The following is a 19,116-nucleotide window of genomic DNA, read 5'->3' on the forward strand; positions in this document are numbered from 1 at the left end:
GGATAGCTAACGGCTATCCTTCAACTATATTTACAGGCCTATATGTTGTTTCAACCCTTGATAACTTCCTGCATTTGCAAAACCGCCACTTATAAGATTGATAAAAGTTTCCGAAAAACCATAATAACTTAATTCGTTAATCGGTACCATTTGCACATCATGAATCTGATTATGATCGAACTCGTTAGAAGGTAGTGTAATTTCACCTTCAATCCTTTCAAGCAGAAACGTAATATGTAACAAAGATGGACTAGCATCTGGTTTATCACAAACATAGAGTAGCTTCTTAATTTTAACTTCTAATCCCGTTTCTTCTCTCATTTCTCGAATCATCGCTTCTTCTAACGTTTCACCATTCTCTACCCTTCCTCCAGGTAAAGACCAATCGCGATTAGCCACTTTTTGCTTTACTAGCAATACTTTTTCATCTTCAATTAAAATTCCCGTAACACGAACTTGCATTACATTTTCCATATGTAATCTCCTCTTCCTGTTATATTTACAAATTAATCCTTCCACAAAGAGAACATACGTTTTATAATTAAAGAAAATTATGGAAGAAAGAAGTTGTTATATTCATGCGTCCACCTTTAACAAAATCTATATCACTTGAAGATTTTCAAAACTATTATTGGTTAAAAGCAGAACTGCAAACATTTTGTCGCGAGCATGGTTTGCCAGCTAGTGGCTCTAAGACCGAAATAACCGAGCGTATCTCACATTATTTAACTACGGGGAAAGTCTTAAAAAACAGCTCTGTGCAAAAAGTGAGCAAAGCTCCCCTCTCTTATAAAGACCTTTCTCTTCAAACGATTATTACTAAAAATCACCGCTGTAGCGAAGATGTTCGTGCTTTTTTCAAAGAAAAAATCGGAACAAACTTCCGCTTTACAGTAGCTCTTCAAAAGTTTTTTAAAGAGAATGTTGGAAAAACATATGAAGACGCGATAACATTTTGGTATGAAGAAAACGAACGAAAAAAAGATCCTACTTATAAAACAACGATCAGCGCGCAATTTGAATACAATCGCTTTACTCGGGACTTTTTCGAAGATCCAAATAATAAAGGAAAAGCAAAAGCTGATGCGATTGCTGCTTGGAACGAAATGAAAGCGAAGCCTGGCAGCAATGTTTATGTTCCTCAAAAAGTAGAAAACTAGTTACCTCACTAGTCTTCTACTTTCTCAAATAATAGCGCAATCCCTATCCCGCCTCCAATTCCTAATGTAGCAATTCCATATTTCATAGACTCTCTTTGAGCCTGATAAAACAAACGTGTTACAAGCATAGCCCCAGATGCACCGTACGGATGACCGAGCGCAATTGCCCCACCATTTACATTTAATTTTTCATACGGAATTTGTAACTCTTTTGCGCAAGCAACAACTTTTGAGGCGAATGCTTCATTTATTTCAAAATAATCGATGTCCTCTACTTTTACATTCATTTCGTTTAATAATCTGTTCACCGCAAATATCGGACCAGTCCCTGGAAGATTGGGATCCACTCCCACTACAGTACTACGAACGAAACGAAGGACAGGTTTATAACCGAACTTTAGGGCTTGTCCCTCTTCCATTACAAGAACAGCACATGCCCCATCATTTACACCACATGAATTACCTGCCGTCACTGTTCCATTTTGTAAAAATGCGGACTTTGTTCTTTTAATGATTCGTTCATAATTCATTTCTGGCTTTATAGATTCATCTAATAATCCATTAAAAGAAAATATTTCATCATGTATATATCCTTTTTCTAACGCTTGCAGTGTCCGCTTATAACTAAGACAAGCGTACTCGTCTTGCATTTCTCTCGTTATGTTATAACGCTCCGCAACATATTCAGCAGCTACTCCCATGTCAGGATCACCAATTGTTTCAGGTGAAAATCTTGCTCTTTTTTGAAAAGGTGACGTACTTGTACTCTCTACTCCTCCGGCGATATAGCAATTACCTGCCCCGCCTTGAATGAGATGACACGCAGTTCGAATTGCTTCTAAACCAGCACCACATTGCCGATCAATCGTTACACCAGGAATATGATAGCCAAGTCCTGCCTCTAAAGCAGATAATCTTGCAACATTCCCTCCTGGCCCAACAACATTTCCTAATATAACATCGTCTATCTCTCTCTTAATTCCTTTACTTAAAAACGTAAGAAGCGGCGTTGCTAATTGCTGAACTTCATACTCTTTTAATATCCCATCCTTCTTACCGATAGGTGTTCTTTTCGCCTCTACAATAACTGCCTTATTCATATGTTTTCTCCCGGTTTTCAATCATACTTTTTGCTTCCATACGAGCGATTTTCCCACTATTTGTATAAGGTATTCCATCTACAAAATGCCATTCTTTCGGTATTTTAAACGAAGATAATCGTTGTAAGCAAAAACTCTTTAATTGTTGTTTCGTAGCACTTCCTTTTACGATCGCGACGGGCTTTTCACCCCAGTAACTATCTTTCACACCAATTACAACTATTTCATCAACAGCTGGGTGTTCATGTAATACACTTTCTATTTCTTCTGGATAAATATTGATTCCTCCAAATAAAATCATATTCTTCTCTCTACCAACAATATATATAAAGCCTTCTTCATCTTCATAGCCTACATCTCGCACTGTCATCCAGCCATCTGCATTCAACTCCCGTGTTAAACCCCCATCTATTATGTATCCCATAAAAAACTGATCACTTTTCACATAAACAGTTCCTATCTCGCCTTTTTGTACTTCTTCGCCTGCTTCATTACATATTCGAACTTGCACATTGTGACAAGGTTTTCCTACTGAATTTGGCCTTCTTTCGCTTTCTGCATCGACTAGTGCTGTTACAAAACTTAACTCTGATGCACCATAAAATTCATATCTTTTCGCATAAGGAAATATATTCTTTATTTTTTCTTTCGCTTCAGCTTCCCATTTCGCTCCTGATGAAATAATTTTCATTTTATTTTCTATTAATCTATTTTCTTTATATAAAGATTCAAGCATTGTCGGAACTGTATACATAACCGATATATTTTCAGTTTCTAACTTATCTAATACTTGATTCGGAATGAACTTTCTCATAATGTGCACCGTTTGTCCTACATATAATGCACTTATTGCCCCGTATAAGAAAAGAGAATGAACGAGCGTCCCAGCTATTAAAATTGAATCCTCCATTTTCATATGAAAGTCATGTACATTACAATCAAAACTATGAATCCACGATTGCTGTGCACGTAAAAATGCTTTTGCTTTTCCAGTTGATCCTGATGTAAATCCCATATAAAAGGGAGCATTTCGTAAACTTTCTACAGTGGAATGTGTAGGAAGATATTTCTCCATCATTCTTTTCCACTCATCAATTTCAATTACTCTTCCTTCTTCATGCGGTAAATCATTTACCTTATATCGTTCTGTCACAATCATATCCGGATTACTGATTTCAATTCTTTCTCTGAACTCATCTTGTTTCCAATTTATATCTAACGGAACACAAACCCACCCACCCATAGCGGCACCAGCAAATAGTTGTAAAAACTCTATATGATTTTCTAATAGGATTGCTATTGTTTTATTTTTTGATTCTGTTGCATGCAACCAGTTTGCTACTTTACAAACTGATTCGAACCACTCTTTATATGTTAAAACTCTATCATTTTCCTTTATCGCTATTTTATTTGGTTGTAAAGAGGCATGCTTTTTGTATTCTTTTGTAATACCCATATGAGACGTCCTTTCTTTACAAAAATAATAAAAAGAAACACGGAATTAACGTGTTTCTTCCCTTTATCATCCCGCATTTGTATATTTTCCATTCTTTAAAGCGGGCGTAATAATATGTTTCAATGAACGATGTAATTTTGTTACGAGAATCGCCGCAATAATTGCTTTTATACAATCCCCTGGTAAAAACACAGCACTCACTTTCATTGTCTCCCATACAGAAACATCCATTAAAAACGCTTGTACAGTAATACCAAATACATAAACTACGAAAATACCACCAATTATATTAATACATAATACTTTTATAATAGAAACTTCACGTAAACGCTCAATTAAATAACCAATAACAAACGCTCCAATGATGTAACCAAGTAAATATCCTGCACTTGGCCCAACAAATACACCAAGGCCACCGCGTCCACCAGCAAGTAATGGTGCTCCAACTCCTACAATAAGTAAGAAAATAAGCTGACTTAATGCACCAAGGCGTGACCCTAACAACCCACCCGCAAGCATAACACCGAGTGATTGCAATGTAATCGGAACTGGTGTAATAGAAAGAGCAATCGGAGGTATTAACCCTAACACTCCCATAATAGAACTAAATAAAGCGACGAAAACTAATTTTTTTGTATGCATATTTTCTTCTCCCGTTTGTAAACTTAAAAGTGGTTTTAGATAACATATCACGAAAATTATATTATCTTTCCACCCTTCTTTTGTCAACTTTTATTACATTTAAGTTTACAAATAAGAATTCACTTATTTCTCTCTATGCAAATGCTCCAGTTCTTTCCGAAGCGCCTGTTTTAAAAACTTCCCAACAGATGTTTTCGGTATTTCTTCCATAAAGACAATATCGTCTGGCAACCACCACTTCGCAAACTGTGGTTTTAAAAACTCATATATTTCTTCTTTTGTAACCGTACTATTTTTCTTTTGAACGACGCAGGCAATTGGTCGCTCTTGCCACTGAGGGTGAGGAACTGCAACGACAGCCGCTTCAAATATAGCATCATGTGCCATTAAAGCATTTTCAAGATCGACCGAAGAAATCCATTCTCCCCCGCTTTTAATAACATCCTTCGTACGGTCAACAATCTTCACGCAACCTTCCTCATCCACTGTGACAACATCACCAGTATATAACCATCCATCGCGAAAACCTTCAACAGTACGATCATCGTTATAATAGCTTTCAGCGATCCAAGGTGCTCGTAAACATAACTCTCCCATCTCAGTACCATCCCACTTCACTTCACCATTTGTACCGACTACTTTCATCTCGACACCAGGTACAAGATATCCTTGTTTGGAGCGAATTTCTAGTTGCTTTTCATACGATAATTCCGTTTCATAACTTTTTAAACGTGCAAGTGTTACGAGTGGACTCGTTTCAGTCATACCATATGCATGTATGAACGGAACATTATGTTTCTGTTCAAATGCTTTAATAACACTTTTCGGCGCCGCTGCACCTCCGCATAGTATTCTCGTCATACTAGATAAATCGTAACTATTATTTTCTAACTCTTGTAATACGCCGAGCCAAATTGTCGGCACACCCGCAGCTAACGTCACTTTTTCTGATTGAATCATCTCTAATAAAATTTTCGGGGTAAACATCGGTCCAGGAAGAACTTGTTTTGATCCAAACCAAGTAGCCGCAAAAGGAAGTCCCCAAGCGTTCACATGAAACATCGGGACGATTGCCATTGCTGCGTCACTTTCCGATAAAGCAGCTGTATCAGCTAAACCGAGTGCCATACAATGCAATACAGTACTACGATGCGTATATACAACACCTTTTGGGTTTCCTGTAGTCGCTGACGTATAACACATACCAGCAGGTGTATTTTCATCAATATCTTTTACAAATTGGAAATTGGGATCGCCTTCTTCTAATAGCTTTTCATAATGATATACAGGCTCCAGCATAGTATTTGGAAGTTCATCTTTATCAGTCATAATAATGTAAGCTTGTACAGTTGATAATTGTGATTGAATATTTTCAACGAGCGGTACGAGATCTTCATCTATAAGTAGAATTCGGTCTTCTGCGTGCTGAATAATGTATGAAATATGTTGAGGAGATAAACGAATATTAATCGTGTGCAAAACAGAAGCAATACCTGGAATAGCAAAATACGCTTCTACATGTCGATGATGGTTCCACGCTAACGTTCCTACACGTTCACCTTCTTTAATTCCAAGCTTTTTCAACGCACTGGAAAGTCTTCTCGTCCTTTCCCCTAACTGCTTATATGTTAACGTTGTAACTGTATCATGTGTCCGTGAAACAATTTCTTTCTTCGAAAACAGTTTCTCTGCTCTTTCCATCATAGAACTAATTGTTAGCGGTACATTCATCATCATATTGGTTATATCCCCCTTTAAAGCGTTTTCATTTTTCGTTTATTATAACAGAATTCCGCAAATGGTTACGACATTTTTCTGTTTTTTCTGAATTATTTCTTTGAAAATAATTCAGAACGATAAAAAACATGTTTTGAATACATTGATTCGAAACATGTTTTTTATCTTTTATAAACTATCTACCTTTTTTCTTACTTTCTTTTTCAGTTTAAAAATAAAACGATTACTGTATTCCTTATTTTCTACTAAAATTCGATATATCTCCCATACTCCTACCACACGAACAAAAAGATAAACTCCGATAGCAATAAGTACAACACAGTACGGATAATACTGAACTAATTCCCCTGAAGTGATATGCTTTTTCTCAAACAAAAACGGGATCGCGCCTGCTGCTATAAAACAAAATCCAACGATCATTACCGCAGCATACTTCTTCTTAATAATCACATATCTTTTTGTCAATTCTTTTAGAAAGTTTTGATCAAATAGTAGTTCTTCCTTTTTCAATACATTGTATCGACTCTCTTCTATCGTTACAGGTGCCATCATTGCTCCAATTCCAAGAACAGCAATGATAATGACAAGAAATGTCGACATTGTTGCATTTTCTTTAAATAATAGATACGGTATTGTAGACAAAATAAGCAAACTAAACCCTAACGCTATATATTTTGAAATCTTTTGTCCGTACACTATATACCCTTCTGCCATTTCCTGACTTACGTAATAGCCATCCACATTTTCATTACTTTGCTCTGCAGTTTCTTTTAATAAATAGTCGAGTGATACTTCAAAAACATTTCCAATCATTATTAACTTTTCAGTTTCAGGAAAACCTTGACCGTTTTCCCATTTACTAACCGCTTGCCTTGTTGTGTTTAATTTTTCAGCTAATGCTTCTTGAGAAAGGCCCTTTTCCTTTCTTAATTTAAAAAGCTTTTCACCAAATCCCATATGTGTGCCCCCCTTTGTTTTCTTACCTAAATTGTATGTAGACATTGCCCTTATCTCTATCTTCCCGGGGTTGCACTTTGTCAACTTACGGTTGCGATTGTGTTATTTAGTGGTTTTATAGACGATTTAGCTATTTTCCTTCTATGATTATGGCGTTAATAAACCAAGACCCCTTAACAACCAATTATAACAATTAAAGGTAATTATTGTTATAAAAAATAAAAAAACTCCTTTATTCATTTAAAGGAGTTTTTTATATGAAATATTTCATTTATCCATATATCTTTCTCGAGATATACAATATCTTTTCGTGTCACGATACTTACCTTTAATGAACATATCCTTTTGAATCGTGCACTCGTACTCCATATTCAAACGTTTCATTAATTTTTCAGATGCTTCATTTTCTGAATCACATCCCGCTTCAATACTATTAAGATGCAACTCATGAAAACCATAGTAGAAAAAAGCTAATGCAGCCTCCGTAGCTAATCCTCTTCCCCAATATTTTCGAGATAAGGCGTATGCAATTTCTGCTGTATGTGTGACCAAATCATATTTTATAAATCCACACGTGCCTATAAGTTTCTTCTCCTCTTTTAATACAATTCCAAGAGGTGCTACTTGCCCTTCATTATATTGCCCCACAATTTCTTCTACATAGTTATATGTGTCACATAACGATCGATGAGCATCCCATACAGTAAAAGTTGTCATCTCTTTATCTGTAGCATACTCATATATATGTAAACTATCACTCATATTCATTTTCCTTAACATAAGTCGTTTCGTATACAACGTTGGATATGACCATTTCTCAATAATTATAACGGCTTCTGCTTAAACTTTTCATAATGTCGTACTTTTAATAAAAGGATATTCCCGCAATCTGTACAAATATAAGCATCCACCGGTGAAGATGTGAACATCGTTTCCTTTTTCCGTATTTGTGCATATCCGACAAACTCACCTTCTCCTATGTTTTGAGAACCACAATTAGAGCATGTCTGCACGGTTTTTTGTTTCATGAGAGCACCACCTTTAATCTGTTTCCACTCCCTTCGACAGCTCACTTCCATTTCCCTTCCAAAAAACCTCTTATTCTCTCACATTTCAACAGGAATCTCAAAACAAAAATCGTATATGTACTATGAAATATATTTATTAACGGAGGAATTTTATGACTACTGTTATAACACTCGATATAGCAACAGAAATTGAAAATGCAGAAATTGATATGCTCTCTTCTAGATTAGAGAGACTACAAACAATAAGCGGAAACCCCATGCAAGTGCAAATGAAAAAATTCGGTAGCGCCACTGCCTTTTCATCAAAAATAATTGCTGGTCCTGCTTTTAATACGGTAAAAGGTATTACAAATGCAGATGCGATTGATGCAATCATTTCTTATTATGAATCACTACAAATCCCTTGTCGTTTTGAAATTACCCCAGCACAAGGTACAACTGAATTATTTCAATACTTATCTCAAAAAGGGTTTTATCAATCTAGCTTCCATACCGCTTTGTATAGTATACCGAGAGAGGGTTCATCACTTCTTCCTTCTAATATTACAATACGAAAACTAAAAGAAAATGAGTTTGATATTTTTGCAGACATTTATGTATGTGGATTTAATATGCCATCCTTTACAAAAGATAGCGTGCGCCAAAATAATGAAATTCTTTACAATGAACCAGGATGGCATTTTTTCATAGCTGAAGTTCAAAATATCCCTGCTGGTATTGGTGTCCTGTATATAAATAAGGGTGTCGCATCATTAGCTGCTTCTGCTACTTTGCCAGAATTTCAGCGTAAAGGCTGTCATACTGCATTAATTCAAAAACGAATTAAGACAGCTATTGAATCCAATTGTACTTTAATAGTTGGACAAGCAAGGTTCGGTAGCGGCAGTCAAAATAACATGGAACGTGCCCACATGAAAATTGCTTATACAAAATCAATATGGACCGCAAGAGACATATTATAATTTACTTTATTTCTCCTTCCGTTACATTTTTAAACATTTTATGACAATTCCTTTTCTATCCCGTTAATCATTTGAATATTCCAACTAGATTTGTTACGCTATTACTAGGTACATCATTCAACTTGCACTATGAAAAGAGAATTCTAATCAAACTACAAGGAGGAGAAATGTATGACTAAGCATGAACACGGTTTAAAAGAAAAAGTAGAAGGTGCCATTGATAAGGTAAAAGGCGAAGTAAAAGAAGCTGTTGGGAAAGTAACTGACAATAAGAAATTACAAGCTGAAGGAAAATGGGATAAGGTGAAAGGCACTGCTAAAGATACAGTTGGTAATGTGAAAGAAAAAGTACATGAATATAAGGAACATAAATAATAAAAAACACGTTGGATGAATTTTCATCCAACGTGTTTTTTATTTTACTTTATATACATAATGAACCAAATGACATATGATATATTTTTATTTCTCTATGCTCTTTGTAAGCGGTTCTTTAAAGGCATTTCTATTCCATACAACAAAAACAATAAGAGAAATAATAAAGAATGCAACAAGACATATACCCAGATAATCAAAATTAACTACTTGTATGAGATTCCAAAACGGGCCCTGTAAATTATAGCTTTCAATAAGCAAAGATAATAGTTGATATCCCCCTATTAAAAAAGCCGTAATAACAGATATTGAGGTAATTAATACATTATATGAATTTCTTATTCGACTATTTTCCATTGCCCACTTATAATTCGTATTCATGAATGTACTATCTAATGTATCCATTAATGACATTCCGGCAGCAAACAAAACGGGGAAAGCAAATATACTTACAAGTGGAATAGATTGACTTGTTGCAGTTACTGTAGAAAGAGCAATTAATCCAATTTCACTCGCTGTATCAAAACCAAGTCCAAATAAAAAACCGATTATATACAATTGCTTCTGACTATCAATAAACGTAAATAAGCGCTGTGTGAAACGATATATAAACCCTAAATTTTCTGGCTGCTTGTCCTCGTGGCTTCTCAACACTTTAATAAGGTACAACAGATTGGTAAGACCAATAATGATAAGGAATGTACTAGAAACGATTGTACCGATAATACCGCCTATAGTTGAAAAGCTCTCCATTCCATGTTTTGCCGTTTTTCCAATTAAAACAATTAATACAATCATCGCAAATACTACCGTAGAGTGTCCTAATGAGAAGTAAAATCCCACCCCCTGTGAGTTTTTACCTTTTTCAATTAATTTCCGAACAGTATTATCAATTGCGACAATATGATCACTATCAAACGCATGACGCAACCCTAAAGAATATGCAATAATAGCCATTCCGATTATGCTATTACCTTTATATAGCGCCGGTAATAATAATAAAATTCCAAGCACATGAAGAAATATAATAATAACAAAAAAGTTGGTTGCCTTTTTCAGTTCACTTTTCCACATAGTTACTAACCCTTTCTACTTTAAATTGAATACTCTTGAAAAAGAAAAGTGCCATAATAAAAACTAAAATCGTTATAATAGTCGCTAAAATAATTACAAAATTATTTAACACGTCGGTATGATTTGTAAGTGTTAACAGAGCTGGTACTGTTGCAGTAATCCAAGATTCAATGAAGCAAACAATACCTACATAAATATGAATCTTCTTTTTCAATCCATCTTGTAGGAAAAATAAAAACCAAAGGAATGCCCAAAAGAACCAAATTATTGTACTTTGCAAACTACCACTCTCATGTAATTGATTCACAATTCCCATAACCGTTGCAATGATAGCAACCCAAAGAGAATAGTAACCTACACCTGAAGAATCAAGTTTTAATATATTCGTAAGACCAACATATAAATATGTAAAACCAAATAAAAAAATAGTTCCATTAGATAGGATAGTCCACTCATCGGATTGACTTCCTGTAAATAATAAATATAATGGTGTCAAAGTTTGTAATGCCCCTACAAATAAATTAAAGTATCCTACACTTTTGCTATCAATAAGTTTAAAAGCTGCTAGTGAATTCATAAATAGAACTGCACCGACAAACAATAATCCCACATTAGTCATAGTATCCCCTTCTCCTACTTAATATTTTCGATAGGATGTTAATTCTTCATGTAGACAATTCTCTCTAACAAAACGATGACACTGAAAAAATATAGACTCCATATCCTCAGTATTATGACTAAGTATGCGAATGACAAAGCCTTTACATGGTGTAGAAGATATTCCAATTTTCATATTGTTAGTGTTAGAAAGTGATGTTTTCAATGTTGCAATTAAATCATTTGTAATGTTCTCATTAATAACTATGAAAGTACCATAATGGGAATATTGATTTAATATTCCCATTTGATCTAACGACTCTTTGAAAGGGTTTAGCAATAAATGATCGTATACTACAAGTTTATTTTCCATATATATTTTTGTTAACGAATCAAAATATTGGTATGTGAACTTCTCCATATTTGGCGACCAACCAGGCGTAACTGAATCGCATAAAATCAATGTAGAATTATTTTGCATATATATATTTGTTTTTTGCTTATATGCTGCATCCTTGTACATAATTAACGGGTCTGGTAAATACTCCATAACAGCATTCTCACCAATATAAAAATTCAATTCTTGCAAAGCATAACTATTTGGAGTCTTGTAAACTTTCGTTGCTGATTGGCTTGTTATATATGTTTTCGCATCTTTACCAACATTTATATTTATAGAATAGAAATCTCCTTTTAAATAGCCTCCACCAGAATTCATAATATAGTAATATGCTCTACCATACTCATCCAAATATATTGGCTGCGTTACTTTTAAGGCATCTTTATGATAAACCTTAATAGGTACGGTTTTATGTCTCTTTTCCATCATATCAATGTTTAAGACACCTGTAGGGGATTTCATTTTTTCAGTCCTTCTAACATAATGTTCTGTCTCATCCAATTTATTAATTCTTGTAAACCTTCCTCATCCTTCAAATTTGTAAAAAAGTATGGTTTATTATGTCGGTAATTTTTCGTATCCTGCTCCATAACTCCAAGATTAGCTCCTACATAAGGTGCCAAATCCGTTTTATTAATTACAAATACATCAGATTTGATCATTCCTTGTCCACCTTTACGCGGAATCTTTTCTCCCTGTGCCACATCAATAATATAAATTGAAAAATCCACTAGCTCCGGACTAAATGTGGCAGCTAAATTATCACCCCCGCTTTCAATAAAAATAATATCTAAATTATTATGTCTAATCATGAGTTCTTCAATTGCTTCAAAATTCATAGAAGCGTCCTCTCGAATTGCTGTATGCGGGCACCCCCCTGTCTCTACACCAATAATTCTATCTTCTGATAAAACACCTGTTTTCAATAAAATCTTTGCATCTTCTTTCGTATAAATATCGTTTGTAATTGCTGCAATTTCATAATCTGTATTTAGATGTTTTGTTAACTTTTCAACTAACATGGTTTTCCCAGCACCTACCGGACCACCGATACCAATTTTAATAGGCTTTATCATTTTATTCTTCCTCCCTATGACATGAAGACCCTTACATTTACATCTTCATGTTGCATTTGATTTATTTCGAATTCAGGATCATTCAATCCAAAATCTTCTAATGAAAGTATTTGAATTCTATCAATAGATTCGCAGATTAATTCATGGCATTCTTGTAATAGTTTTTGACCATCTGTTTGTCCAAGAGGAATGGCTCTCACACCGTTTTGAATTATACTTCCAACACTTGAGTATAAGAAAACTAAGAGCGTTTCTTCTATTGTCATTTTCAATTCCGCCCCTAATATTCCGTATACAATACTCGGATGACCTTGTAATTTATTACCCATAATATTTTCTTTATATATATTTAAATTTACAAACGAGAACAATTCACACAATAATTTAGAAGTACTTTTACTAATCATTCTATTTGCTTTTCTACATTCAAAAGGCAATGTTTGTGCTGTTATTAAATCATCTAAAAATGTAATTTGTTCTCCCTCATTATTCTTAATGGCTTCGTAAGTATATTTGCAAATTAAGCCGTCCGTGTATGTTAATTGGACTTTTACATATCGATTAACCCATTTGAAAAACCCGTCTTTATTTGTAACTTGTCCCTCTTGAATAAATGTTTCTAATCCAAAAGAGTGACTAAAACTTCCTGTTGGGAAGTTCGAATCACTAATTTGGATTAGGTTAAGTAGGTTAAATATGTTTGTGCGAAGCATGCTTGAACGGTTTTGGTAATACTCTATTTTCTTTTTGATAAGGAACACCTTCCTTTTTAAGTAAATCTTCTACTAAGTAGTCGTTCGCCAAAATCATGCACCCTTCATCGAATTGTGCTGGTAAATGTCTATTCCCTAAGTTATGAGCAATAATCCCCATTTCTTTTATTGATTTTGGAGTAATTACAATTACCTCTTCTGGTAATACTTCAATATACACAATTCGATTTTCATCTTCATATAAAATATCACCGTTCTTTAATGTTTCTCCACTATCTAAAGACACCCCAATTTCAAAACCAGATTCTGAATATAATTTCTGAACTCTCTTCAGTAAAAGCTCACTAGAAATTAATATCTTATCAAGATGCTTTTTTGTGTTTGAGAAATCATTCATATTGCATACGTTGTTATTAATTTTTTCAATAATCATTTTATCTCCCCCGTTATATCAAAATAAAAAATATCTTTGAGCCATAGGTAGTACATCTACTGCTTCACACGTGATTACTTGTCCATCAACTTTAACTTCATATGTCTGCGGATCTACTTCAATTTCTGGTGTTGCATTATTTAACTTCATATCTTGCTTCGAAATCTCTCTCGTATTTTTAACAGGTAATACAACTTTATTTAAACCTAATTTTTCTTTAATATTATTCTCATAAGCTACTTTCGATACAAATGTAATCGAACTTGACTGTACTGCTTTTCCATATGCACCAAACATCTTTTTTTCATAATATGGTTGTGGGGTAGGAATTGAAGCATTCTCGTCTCCCATTAATGCCATCACTACCATTCCGTTTTTCAAAACCATATCTGGCTTAACACCGAAAAATTGTGGATCCCATATTACAAGGTCTGCATACTTTCCTATTTCAATAGAGCCCACGTATTCTGAAATCCCATGTGTAATAGCTGGATTAATTGTATACTTAGCTATATAACGTTGAATTCTATTATTATCGTTATATTCTTTATCTCCCTCTAAACTACCAATCTGCTTTTTCATTTTATCGGCGGTTTGCCAATTGCGAATAATAACCTCTCCAACCCTTCCCATCGCCTGTGAGTCAGAGCTAATCATGCTGAAAACCCCTAAATCTTGCAAAATATCCTCTGCCGCGATTGTTTCTTTTCGAATCCTTGAATCTGCAAACATTACATCTTCTGGAATATTCGCTTTTAAATGATGACATACCATGAGCATATCTAAATGTTCATCCAGCGTATTCACTGTATATGGCAAGGTCGGGTTCGTTGATGATGGTAAAATATTATTCAGCGCAGCAATCTTTATAATATCTGGCGCATGCCCACCTCCAGCTCCTTCAGTGTGGTACGTATGAATAACACGATTATCAATAGCTTTTATCGTTTCTTCCACAAAACCACATTCGTTTAACGTATCCGTATGAATAGCGACTTGAATATCATATTTATCAGCAATCTGTAACGAGTGATTAATTGCTGACGAAGTTGCTCCCCAATCTTCATGGATTTTCAATCCGATAGCCCCTGCAAATATTTGTTCTTCCAGGGCAGGTAAACTTGAACTATTTCCTTTCCCTAAAAATCCAAGATTTATAGGAAAAGCTTCTGCTGCTTCTAGCATTTTTCTTAAATTCCAAGATCCAGGTGTTATTGTAGTTGCCTTAGTCCCTTCTGCCGGTCCTGTTCCCCCACCAATTAAAGTTGTTATACCTGAAGCCAATGCCGTATCAATTTGTTGTGGGGATATGAAATGCACATGTGTATCAATACCTCCAGCTGTAACGATTTTCCGCTCACCAGAAATTACTTCCGTTGATGTTCCAATGATGATATCAATATTATCCATAACTGAAGGATTACCACTCTTACCAATTGCTGAAATCTTCCCATCTTTTATACCAATATCCGCTTTATATACTCCCGTATAATCAATAATAATTGCATTCGTAATAACAACATCCACAACCCCCTGTTCTCTTGTAAGTTGTGAATTTTGTCCCATACCATCCCTAATTGATTTTCCTCCACCAAAGACAGCTTCATCACCATATACAGTGGCATTTCGATCAACATGTGCGAATAATTGTGTATCCGCTAAACGAATAGAATCTCCTGTAGTTGGACCATATAAATCAGCATATTGTTTACGTGACATCTTAAAACTCATGCTATCTCCCTCTTTTTGTGTAAGATTGAATATCGCCATCCACTTTATTTTTAAATCCATATACTTCTTGTTCCCCTGAATATGGAACTAGTTCAATCGTTTTTTCATCTCCAGGCTCAAATCTTACCGCTGTACCTGCTGGAATATTTAAATGTTGTCCAATTGCTACACTGCGATTGAATTTTAACGCCTCATTCACTTCATAAAAGTGGTAATGAGATCCAATTTGAATGGGTCTATCTCCCTGATTTATCACTTTGACTTTCATTGCTTTTTTATTTCCATTACATACTATGTCTTCTTTCGCAAGGATATATTGCCCTGGAATCATAACATTCACTTCCTTTAATGAATTGGCTGATGAATAGTTACTAATTTTGTTCCATCAGGAAAAGTTGCCTCAACTTGAATATCTGCTATCATGTCTGCAATACCATCCATAACATCTTCAGCACTTAAAATGTTTTTTCCAAGTTCCATTAATTCCGCTACATTTTTACCATCTCTTGCTCCTTCCAAAATTTCATACGTAATAATAGCGATACTTTCTGGATAGTTTAACTTAAGCCCCCTCTCCTTTCGTCGATAAGCTAAATCAGCCGCAACAACTACTAGCAGTTTATCAATTTCTCTTGGCGTTAATCTCATTACAATCTTCCTTTCTGAAGTATTTTAAAACTAAGAATATTCTAAAAATAAAAGGTGTATTTTCAATGTCTTTTCCGTGTTTTCCCTATGTTTTTTTGCTATCAATCAAATAAAAAAAGAGCCGATGGGCTCTTTTTTTATTTTCCTTCATTCTTCTCTAACACGTATAAATCTTCTTCGATATTCGTTAATTTCTCACTTACAAGCTTTCTTGCATCTCCAATTGCTTGATTGTATGCAAATGGTCCAACTAATTTAACCATTTCTTCTATTAAACGCTCTGCTTGGAAACGTCCAATTTCATCTAAATCTTCTTCAACGAAAAATTGCTGAATTTGCGCTACAAGCTCTTCTTTTTTATCATTTGGTATTTTTATATTCATCATCGTTGTTACTCCTCTATATTTAAGATAATATCTTCCTTAACTCTACCATAGAAAAACGATTACCAGGACAGCTTTTTGTAACTCCTTCTAACTCTCTATGACCTAGTATATTTTCTTTCTTTATAGCAAATTGCTTCATAAACATTTTGCATAAAGAATATAATGCATTCACTTGTGCAGGAGTTGGATCGTATTTATCGAAATTTCCCGTCATACATATTCCAATTGTATGACGGTTATGGTCTTTCGCGTGCGCTCCAATATGTAAACCTCGCCCTTCCACTACAGTTCCGTCCTTTTCGATAAAATAGTTGTAACCAATCCCGCTCCACCCTCTTACAGTTTGATGAAATTCATGTGTTTTATACACGTCCCATCCATCTTCAGCTGTATGGTGGATAATCAGTTGATTTACTTTTTCTAAAGGAACTAATTCATCTTGAAATGTTAGATTGACATATTTAATTTCCATTTGAACTGCCTCCTCTTAAAAATCAATCATAATAATCGTTTTATCATCTGGTTTTATTCTCTTTTCCCCTTCCAGCTTTTCAATGATTGCTACATATTCGTTTATACTATTCTTTCTTATATATGCAACAGTTTGTTCTAATGACCAATCTGGGTGGAATAACCCGTCTGAACAAATAAAAATTCCACTCACTTCATCTATATGTAATTCACCATGTTGTAAATAATGTATCGCTTCTTTCATTCCATTTGCAACTGAATAACCATTTGGCATATTTGCAAGATAACGATTGTATTTTAACTGTTCTCGCACATCTTGAAAAACATATTCTTCTGGTACAGATAACCCTTTTTTACGATCTTCTTCCCTCTTCCTTTTTGCTCGTTTACTAATTCCTTCAACTGTGTCTTTCGTTAATACTTGCATCGTTCCATTTTGAAAAGTTGCGACAATCATACAGTCCCCAAGCTGCGCATATTCAATTTTCTCACCAACTATTTGAACTGCCGCGATACATGTGCACCACAAATGCTCTTTTTTTCTCGTGTCTACTTCATATTCTAACATTTTGCTTTGTAATGCTTCATTTGCTTTGGTAACTGCAAATTGTAAACTATGATTCTCTCGTAATGCAGTAAAATAATTTGCAAATAAATGCGAAGCGATGTATGCTCCATTATGTCCATTTTCATCACGAAACGGGACAAGTGGTGTTGCACCGTCACATACACCATAAATCTTTTTATCTTTATTACAAAAATAAGAATCCTCACATTCTTGCTTCAACGGGCTTTTCTGTTGATATGTTTTTATCTTCACAACTGTATCCCCTTTCAAATGATAAAATACTCAAATTCTTTCGATTAATCTAATTTACCAAAATAAACTGTTTTTACCCAAAACTTTTAATATCATATATAATCTTGAAATAATATGAATTTTTCAGTGAAGGACGGGAAAGAAATGGTCAGATTCCTTGGTGTTATTATCGGTTCTATTATTATTGCGGTTGCCTTTAATCTTTTCCTTATCCCCCACAAAATTTTAAGTAGTGGAATTGGCGGAATTGCTATTATTTTAGGGATTGTAACCCCTGTAAACACAGGCATTATTAACTTTGTATTAAACTTACCTATCCTTATTTTAGGGTACATAGGTCTTGGAAAAAAAGTAATTTTTAACACAGTTGTCTCTGTAGTTGTATTATCTGTTGCATTATACTACGTTCCAGTAAAAGTCGTAGCAACAGATCCATTGTTATCTTCTATCTTCGGAGGTGTCATCGCCGGAGCTGGTATTGGTCTTGTTTTTAACTGTAATGGATCCACTGGTGGATTTGATATTATCGGTATGCTTTTATCCCGCAAGCGAGACATTAAACTTGGCGGATTCCTTATTATTTTAAATGCAGTCGTTGTAATAATCGCAGGATTCTTCTTCACCTGGGATGTTGCACTTACAAGCTTACTTTCAATTTATGTAACTGGTAAAGTAATTGATGCTGTTCATACAAAACATCGTAAAGTTACACTTATGATTGTAACAAATGAAGCAGAAAAAATGAAAAAACAGCTTCTTTCAACTGTTGTACGTGGAATAACGTTACTTGATGGCGAAGGCGCTTATTCAAGCGAGAAAAAGCGTGTACTTATGACGGTCGTTTCTCGTGAAGAATTAGCAAGTATGAAACTTACAATTTCTGAAATTGACCCGAATGCATTCGTTAATATTACAGAAACTGTAGAAGTGTTAGGACTTTTCAGAAGAAGTTAAAGACTAGGTGGGAATACACCTAGTCTTTATTTTGCATAAATTCAATTCTGTTTCCAAACGGGTCTGATACGTAAAATCGAATTACATCTGGCCGTGCATAATCATCAATCACTTTTACACCTTTCTCTATAAGTGTTTGCTTAAATTCATTAATTTCATTCACATAAAAAGCTGGATGAGCCTTTTTAGCTGGTGTAAAGTTCCGCTCGACACCAATATGGATTTCTTGATTTCCACATTTAAACCAACATCCACCTCGTTTTTTCAACTCTTCTGGCTTTGGAATTTCTACCATACCAATTTTATTCCCATAAAAATCACGCGCCTCTTCTTCACACTCTACAGGTGCAGCTACTTGCACGTGATCAATCCCTTGAATATAATTTTTCATTTTCT

At 34.7% G+C, this 19,116-nt stretch carries 25 protein-coding genes; 4 read left to right on the forward strand and 21 right to left on the reverse strand.

Features of this window, described 5'->3' with window-relative positions:
- Positions 1–30: 30 nt before the first annotated feature.
- Positions 31–474: an NUDIX hydrolase gene (locus N2V80_RS17875; RefSeq protein WP_061655806.1), complete on the reverse strand. Its 444-nt coding sequence runs from the start codon at positions 472–474 to the stop codon at positions 31–33.
- A 104-nt stretch (positions 475–578) separates the two neighbouring features.
- On the opposite strand from N2V80_RS17875, the gene N2V80_RS17880 reads away from it, so the two are divergent.
- Positions 579–1,160 (forward strand): DUF6434 domain-containing protein, encoded by a 582-nt coding sequence (locus tag N2V80_RS17880; protein ID WP_061655807.1) that lies wholly within the window; start codon positions 579–581, stop codon positions 1,158–1,160.
- Between the two features lie 8 nt (positions 1,161–1,168).
- Here the strand turns inward: N2V80_RS17880 and N2V80_RS17885 are convergent, their stop codons facing one another.
- The 7 genes from N2V80_RS17885 to N2V80_RS17915 all read right to left on the reverse strand — a co-directional run bounded on the left by N2V80_RS17885 (position 1,169) and on the right by N2V80_RS17915 (position 8,080).
- Entirely contained in the window at positions 1,169–2,260 is a 1,092-nt protein-coding gene (locus tag N2V80_RS17885; protein ID WP_061655808.1) for an acetyl-CoA C-acyltransferase, read from the reverse strand.
- Positions 2,253–3,716, reverse strand: coding sequence for an acyl-CoA synthetase (locus tag N2V80_RS17890; protein ID WP_061655809.1), 1,464 nt, complete (start codon positions 3,714–3,716; stop codon positions 2,253–2,255). Before N2V80_RS17890 ends, N2V80_RS17885 begins: the two co-directional genes overlap by 8 nt.
- A gap of 66 nt (positions 3,717–3,782) precedes the next feature.
- Positions 3,783–4,358, reverse strand: a complete 576-nt coding sequence (locus tag N2V80_RS17895; protein ID WP_000556954.1) for a biotin transporter BioY — start codon at positions 4,356–4,358, stop codon at positions 3,783–3,785.
- Between the two features lie 123 nt (positions 4,359–4,481).
- Complete coding sequence (locus N2V80_RS17900; RefSeq protein WP_061655810.1) at positions 4,482–6,095, reverse strand: long-chain fatty acid--CoA ligase; 1,614 nt, start codon at positions 6,093–6,095, stop codon at positions 4,482–4,484.
- A gap of 168 nt (positions 6,096–6,263) precedes the next feature.
- Complete coding sequence (locus N2V80_RS17905; RefSeq protein ID WP_061655811.1) at positions 6,264–7,052, reverse strand: helix-turn-helix domain-containing protein; 789 nt, start codon at positions 7,050–7,052, stop codon at positions 6,264–6,266.
- Between the two features lie 267 nt (positions 7,053–7,319).
- Entirely contained in the window at positions 7,320–7,880 is a 561-nt protein-coding gene (locus N2V80_RS17910) for a GNAT family N-acetyltransferase (protein ID WP_000582844.1), read from the reverse strand.
- On the reverse strand, positions 7,877–8,080 hold the full coding sequence (locus N2V80_RS17915) for a hypothetical protein (protein WP_000810948.1): 204 nt from the start codon (positions 8,078–8,080) through the stop codon (positions 7,877–7,879). Before N2V80_RS17915 ends, N2V80_RS17910 begins: the two co-directional genes overlap by 4 nt.
- Positions 8,081–8,232: 152 nt before the next feature.
- Between N2V80_RS17915 and N2V80_RS17920 the strand changes: the two genes are divergently transcribed.
- Both N2V80_RS17920 and N2V80_RS17925 read left to right on the forward strand, forming a co-directional pair.
- On the forward strand, positions 8,233–9,042 hold the full coding sequence (locus N2V80_RS17920; protein WP_061655812.1) for a GNAT family N-acetyltransferase: 810 nt from the start codon (positions 8,233–8,235) through the stop codon (positions 9,040–9,042).
- Positions 9,043–9,213: 171 nt separating this feature from the next.
- Positions 9,214–9,417: a CsbD family protein gene (locus N2V80_RS17925; protein WP_000160423.1), complete on the forward strand. Its 204-nt coding sequence runs from the start codon at positions 9,214–9,216 to the stop codon at positions 9,415–9,417.
- 87 nt (positions 9,418–9,504) lie between these two features.
- Here N2V80_RS17925 and N2V80_RS17930 read toward each other — a convergent pair whose 3' ends face one another.
- The 12 genes from N2V80_RS17930 to N2V80_RS17985 all read right to left on the reverse strand — a co-directional run bounded on the left by N2V80_RS17930 (position 9,505) and on the right by N2V80_RS17985 (position 17,784).
- On the reverse strand, positions 9,505–10,491 hold the full coding sequence (locus N2V80_RS17930) for a HoxN/HupN/NixA family nickel/cobalt transporter (protein ID WP_061655813.1): 987 nt from the start codon (positions 10,489–10,491) through the stop codon (positions 9,505–9,507).
- Positions 10,478–11,110 carry an AmiS/UreI family transporter gene (locus tag N2V80_RS17935; RefSeq protein ID WP_000185993.1) on the reverse strand — a complete coding sequence of 211 codons (633 nt, stop codon included), beginning with the start codon at positions 11,108–11,110 and terminating at the stop codon, positions 10,478–10,480. The genes N2V80_RS17930 and N2V80_RS17935 overlap by 14 nt, the downstream gene beginning before the upstream one ends.
- Positions 11,111–11,128: 18 nt before the next feature.
- Positions 11,129–11,950: an urease accessory protein UreD gene (locus N2V80_RS17940; RefSeq protein ID WP_000841915.1), complete on the reverse strand. Its 822-nt coding sequence runs from the start codon at positions 11,948–11,950 to the stop codon at positions 11,129–11,131.
- On the reverse strand, positions 11,947–12,564 hold the full coding sequence (ureG, locus tag N2V80_RS17945) for an urease accessory protein UreG (RefSeq protein WP_000594928.1): 618 nt from the start codon (positions 12,562–12,564) through the stop codon (positions 11,947–11,949). Before ureG ends, N2V80_RS17940 begins: the two co-directional genes overlap by 4 nt.
- Before the next feature lie 14 nt (positions 12,565–12,578).
- Complete coding sequence (locus N2V80_RS17950) at positions 12,579–13,277, reverse strand: urease accessory protein UreF (protein WP_061655814.1); 699 nt, start codon at positions 13,275–13,277, stop codon at positions 12,579–12,581.
- Positions 13,255–13,710: an urease accessory protein UreE gene (locus N2V80_RS17955; RefSeq protein ID WP_000582805.1), complete on the reverse strand. Its 456-nt coding sequence runs from the start codon at positions 13,708–13,710 to the stop codon at positions 13,255–13,257. The genes N2V80_RS17950 and N2V80_RS17955 overlap by 23 nt, the downstream gene beginning before the upstream one ends.
- 18 nt (positions 13,711–13,728) lie before the next feature.
- Positions 13,729–15,441, reverse strand: coding sequence for an urease subunit alpha (gene ureC / locus N2V80_RS17960; RefSeq protein ID WP_000008664.1), 1,713 nt, complete (start codon positions 15,439–15,441; stop codon positions 13,729–13,731).
- Position 15,442: 1 nt separating this feature from the next.
- A complete protein-coding gene (locus tag N2V80_RS17965) occupies positions 15,443–15,772 on the reverse strand; it encodes an urease subunit beta (protein ID WP_000612160.1) in 330 nt (109 codons plus the stop codon).
- 14 nt (positions 15,773–15,786) lie between these two features.
- On the reverse strand, positions 15,787–16,089 hold the full coding sequence (locus N2V80_RS17970) for an urease subunit gamma (protein WP_061655815.1): 303 nt from the start codon (positions 16,087–16,089) through the stop codon (positions 15,787–15,789).
- 137 nt (positions 16,090–16,226) lie between these two features.
- The gene (locus tag N2V80_RS17975) at positions 16,227–16,475 is read right to left on the reverse strand and encodes a DUF2164 domain-containing protein (protein ID WP_000981075.1); all 249 of its coding nucleotides are present in this window, start codon (positions 16,473–16,475) and stop codon (positions 16,227–16,229) included.
- 19 nt (positions 16,476–16,494) lie between these two features.
- Complete coding sequence (locus N2V80_RS17980; RefSeq protein WP_000404192.1) at positions 16,495–16,947, reverse strand: peptidoglycan recognition protein family protein; 453 nt, start codon at positions 16,945–16,947, stop codon at positions 16,495–16,497.
- Between the two features lie 15 nt (positions 16,948–16,962).
- Entirely contained in the window at positions 16,963–17,784 is an 822-nt protein-coding gene (locus N2V80_RS17985) for a protein phosphatase 2C domain-containing protein (RefSeq protein WP_002101224.1), read from the reverse strand.
- A 126-nt stretch (positions 17,785–17,910) separates the two neighbouring features.
- On the opposite strand from N2V80_RS17985, the gene N2V80_RS17990 reads away from it, so the two are divergent.
- Positions 17,911–18,720, forward strand: coding sequence for a YitT family protein (locus N2V80_RS17990; RefSeq protein ID WP_000251344.1), 810 nt, complete (start codon positions 17,911–17,913; stop codon positions 18,718–18,720).
- Positions 18,721–18,739: 19 nt separating this feature from the next.
- Here the strand turns inward: N2V80_RS17990 and N2V80_RS17995 are convergent, their stop codons facing one another.
- Positions 18,740–19,111: a VOC family protein gene (locus tag N2V80_RS17995; RefSeq protein ID WP_000800766.1), complete on the reverse strand. Its 372-nt coding sequence runs from the start codon at positions 19,109–19,111 to the stop codon at positions 18,740–18,742.
- Between the last annotated feature and the right edge of the window lie 5 nt (positions 19,112–19,116).

This window comes from Bacillus sp. FSL W8-0640 (genome assembly GCF_038007725.1).
In the GTDB taxonomy this organism is placed as follows: Bacteria; Bacillota; Bacilli; order Bacillales; family Bacillaceae_G; genus Bacillus_A; species Bacillus_A cereus.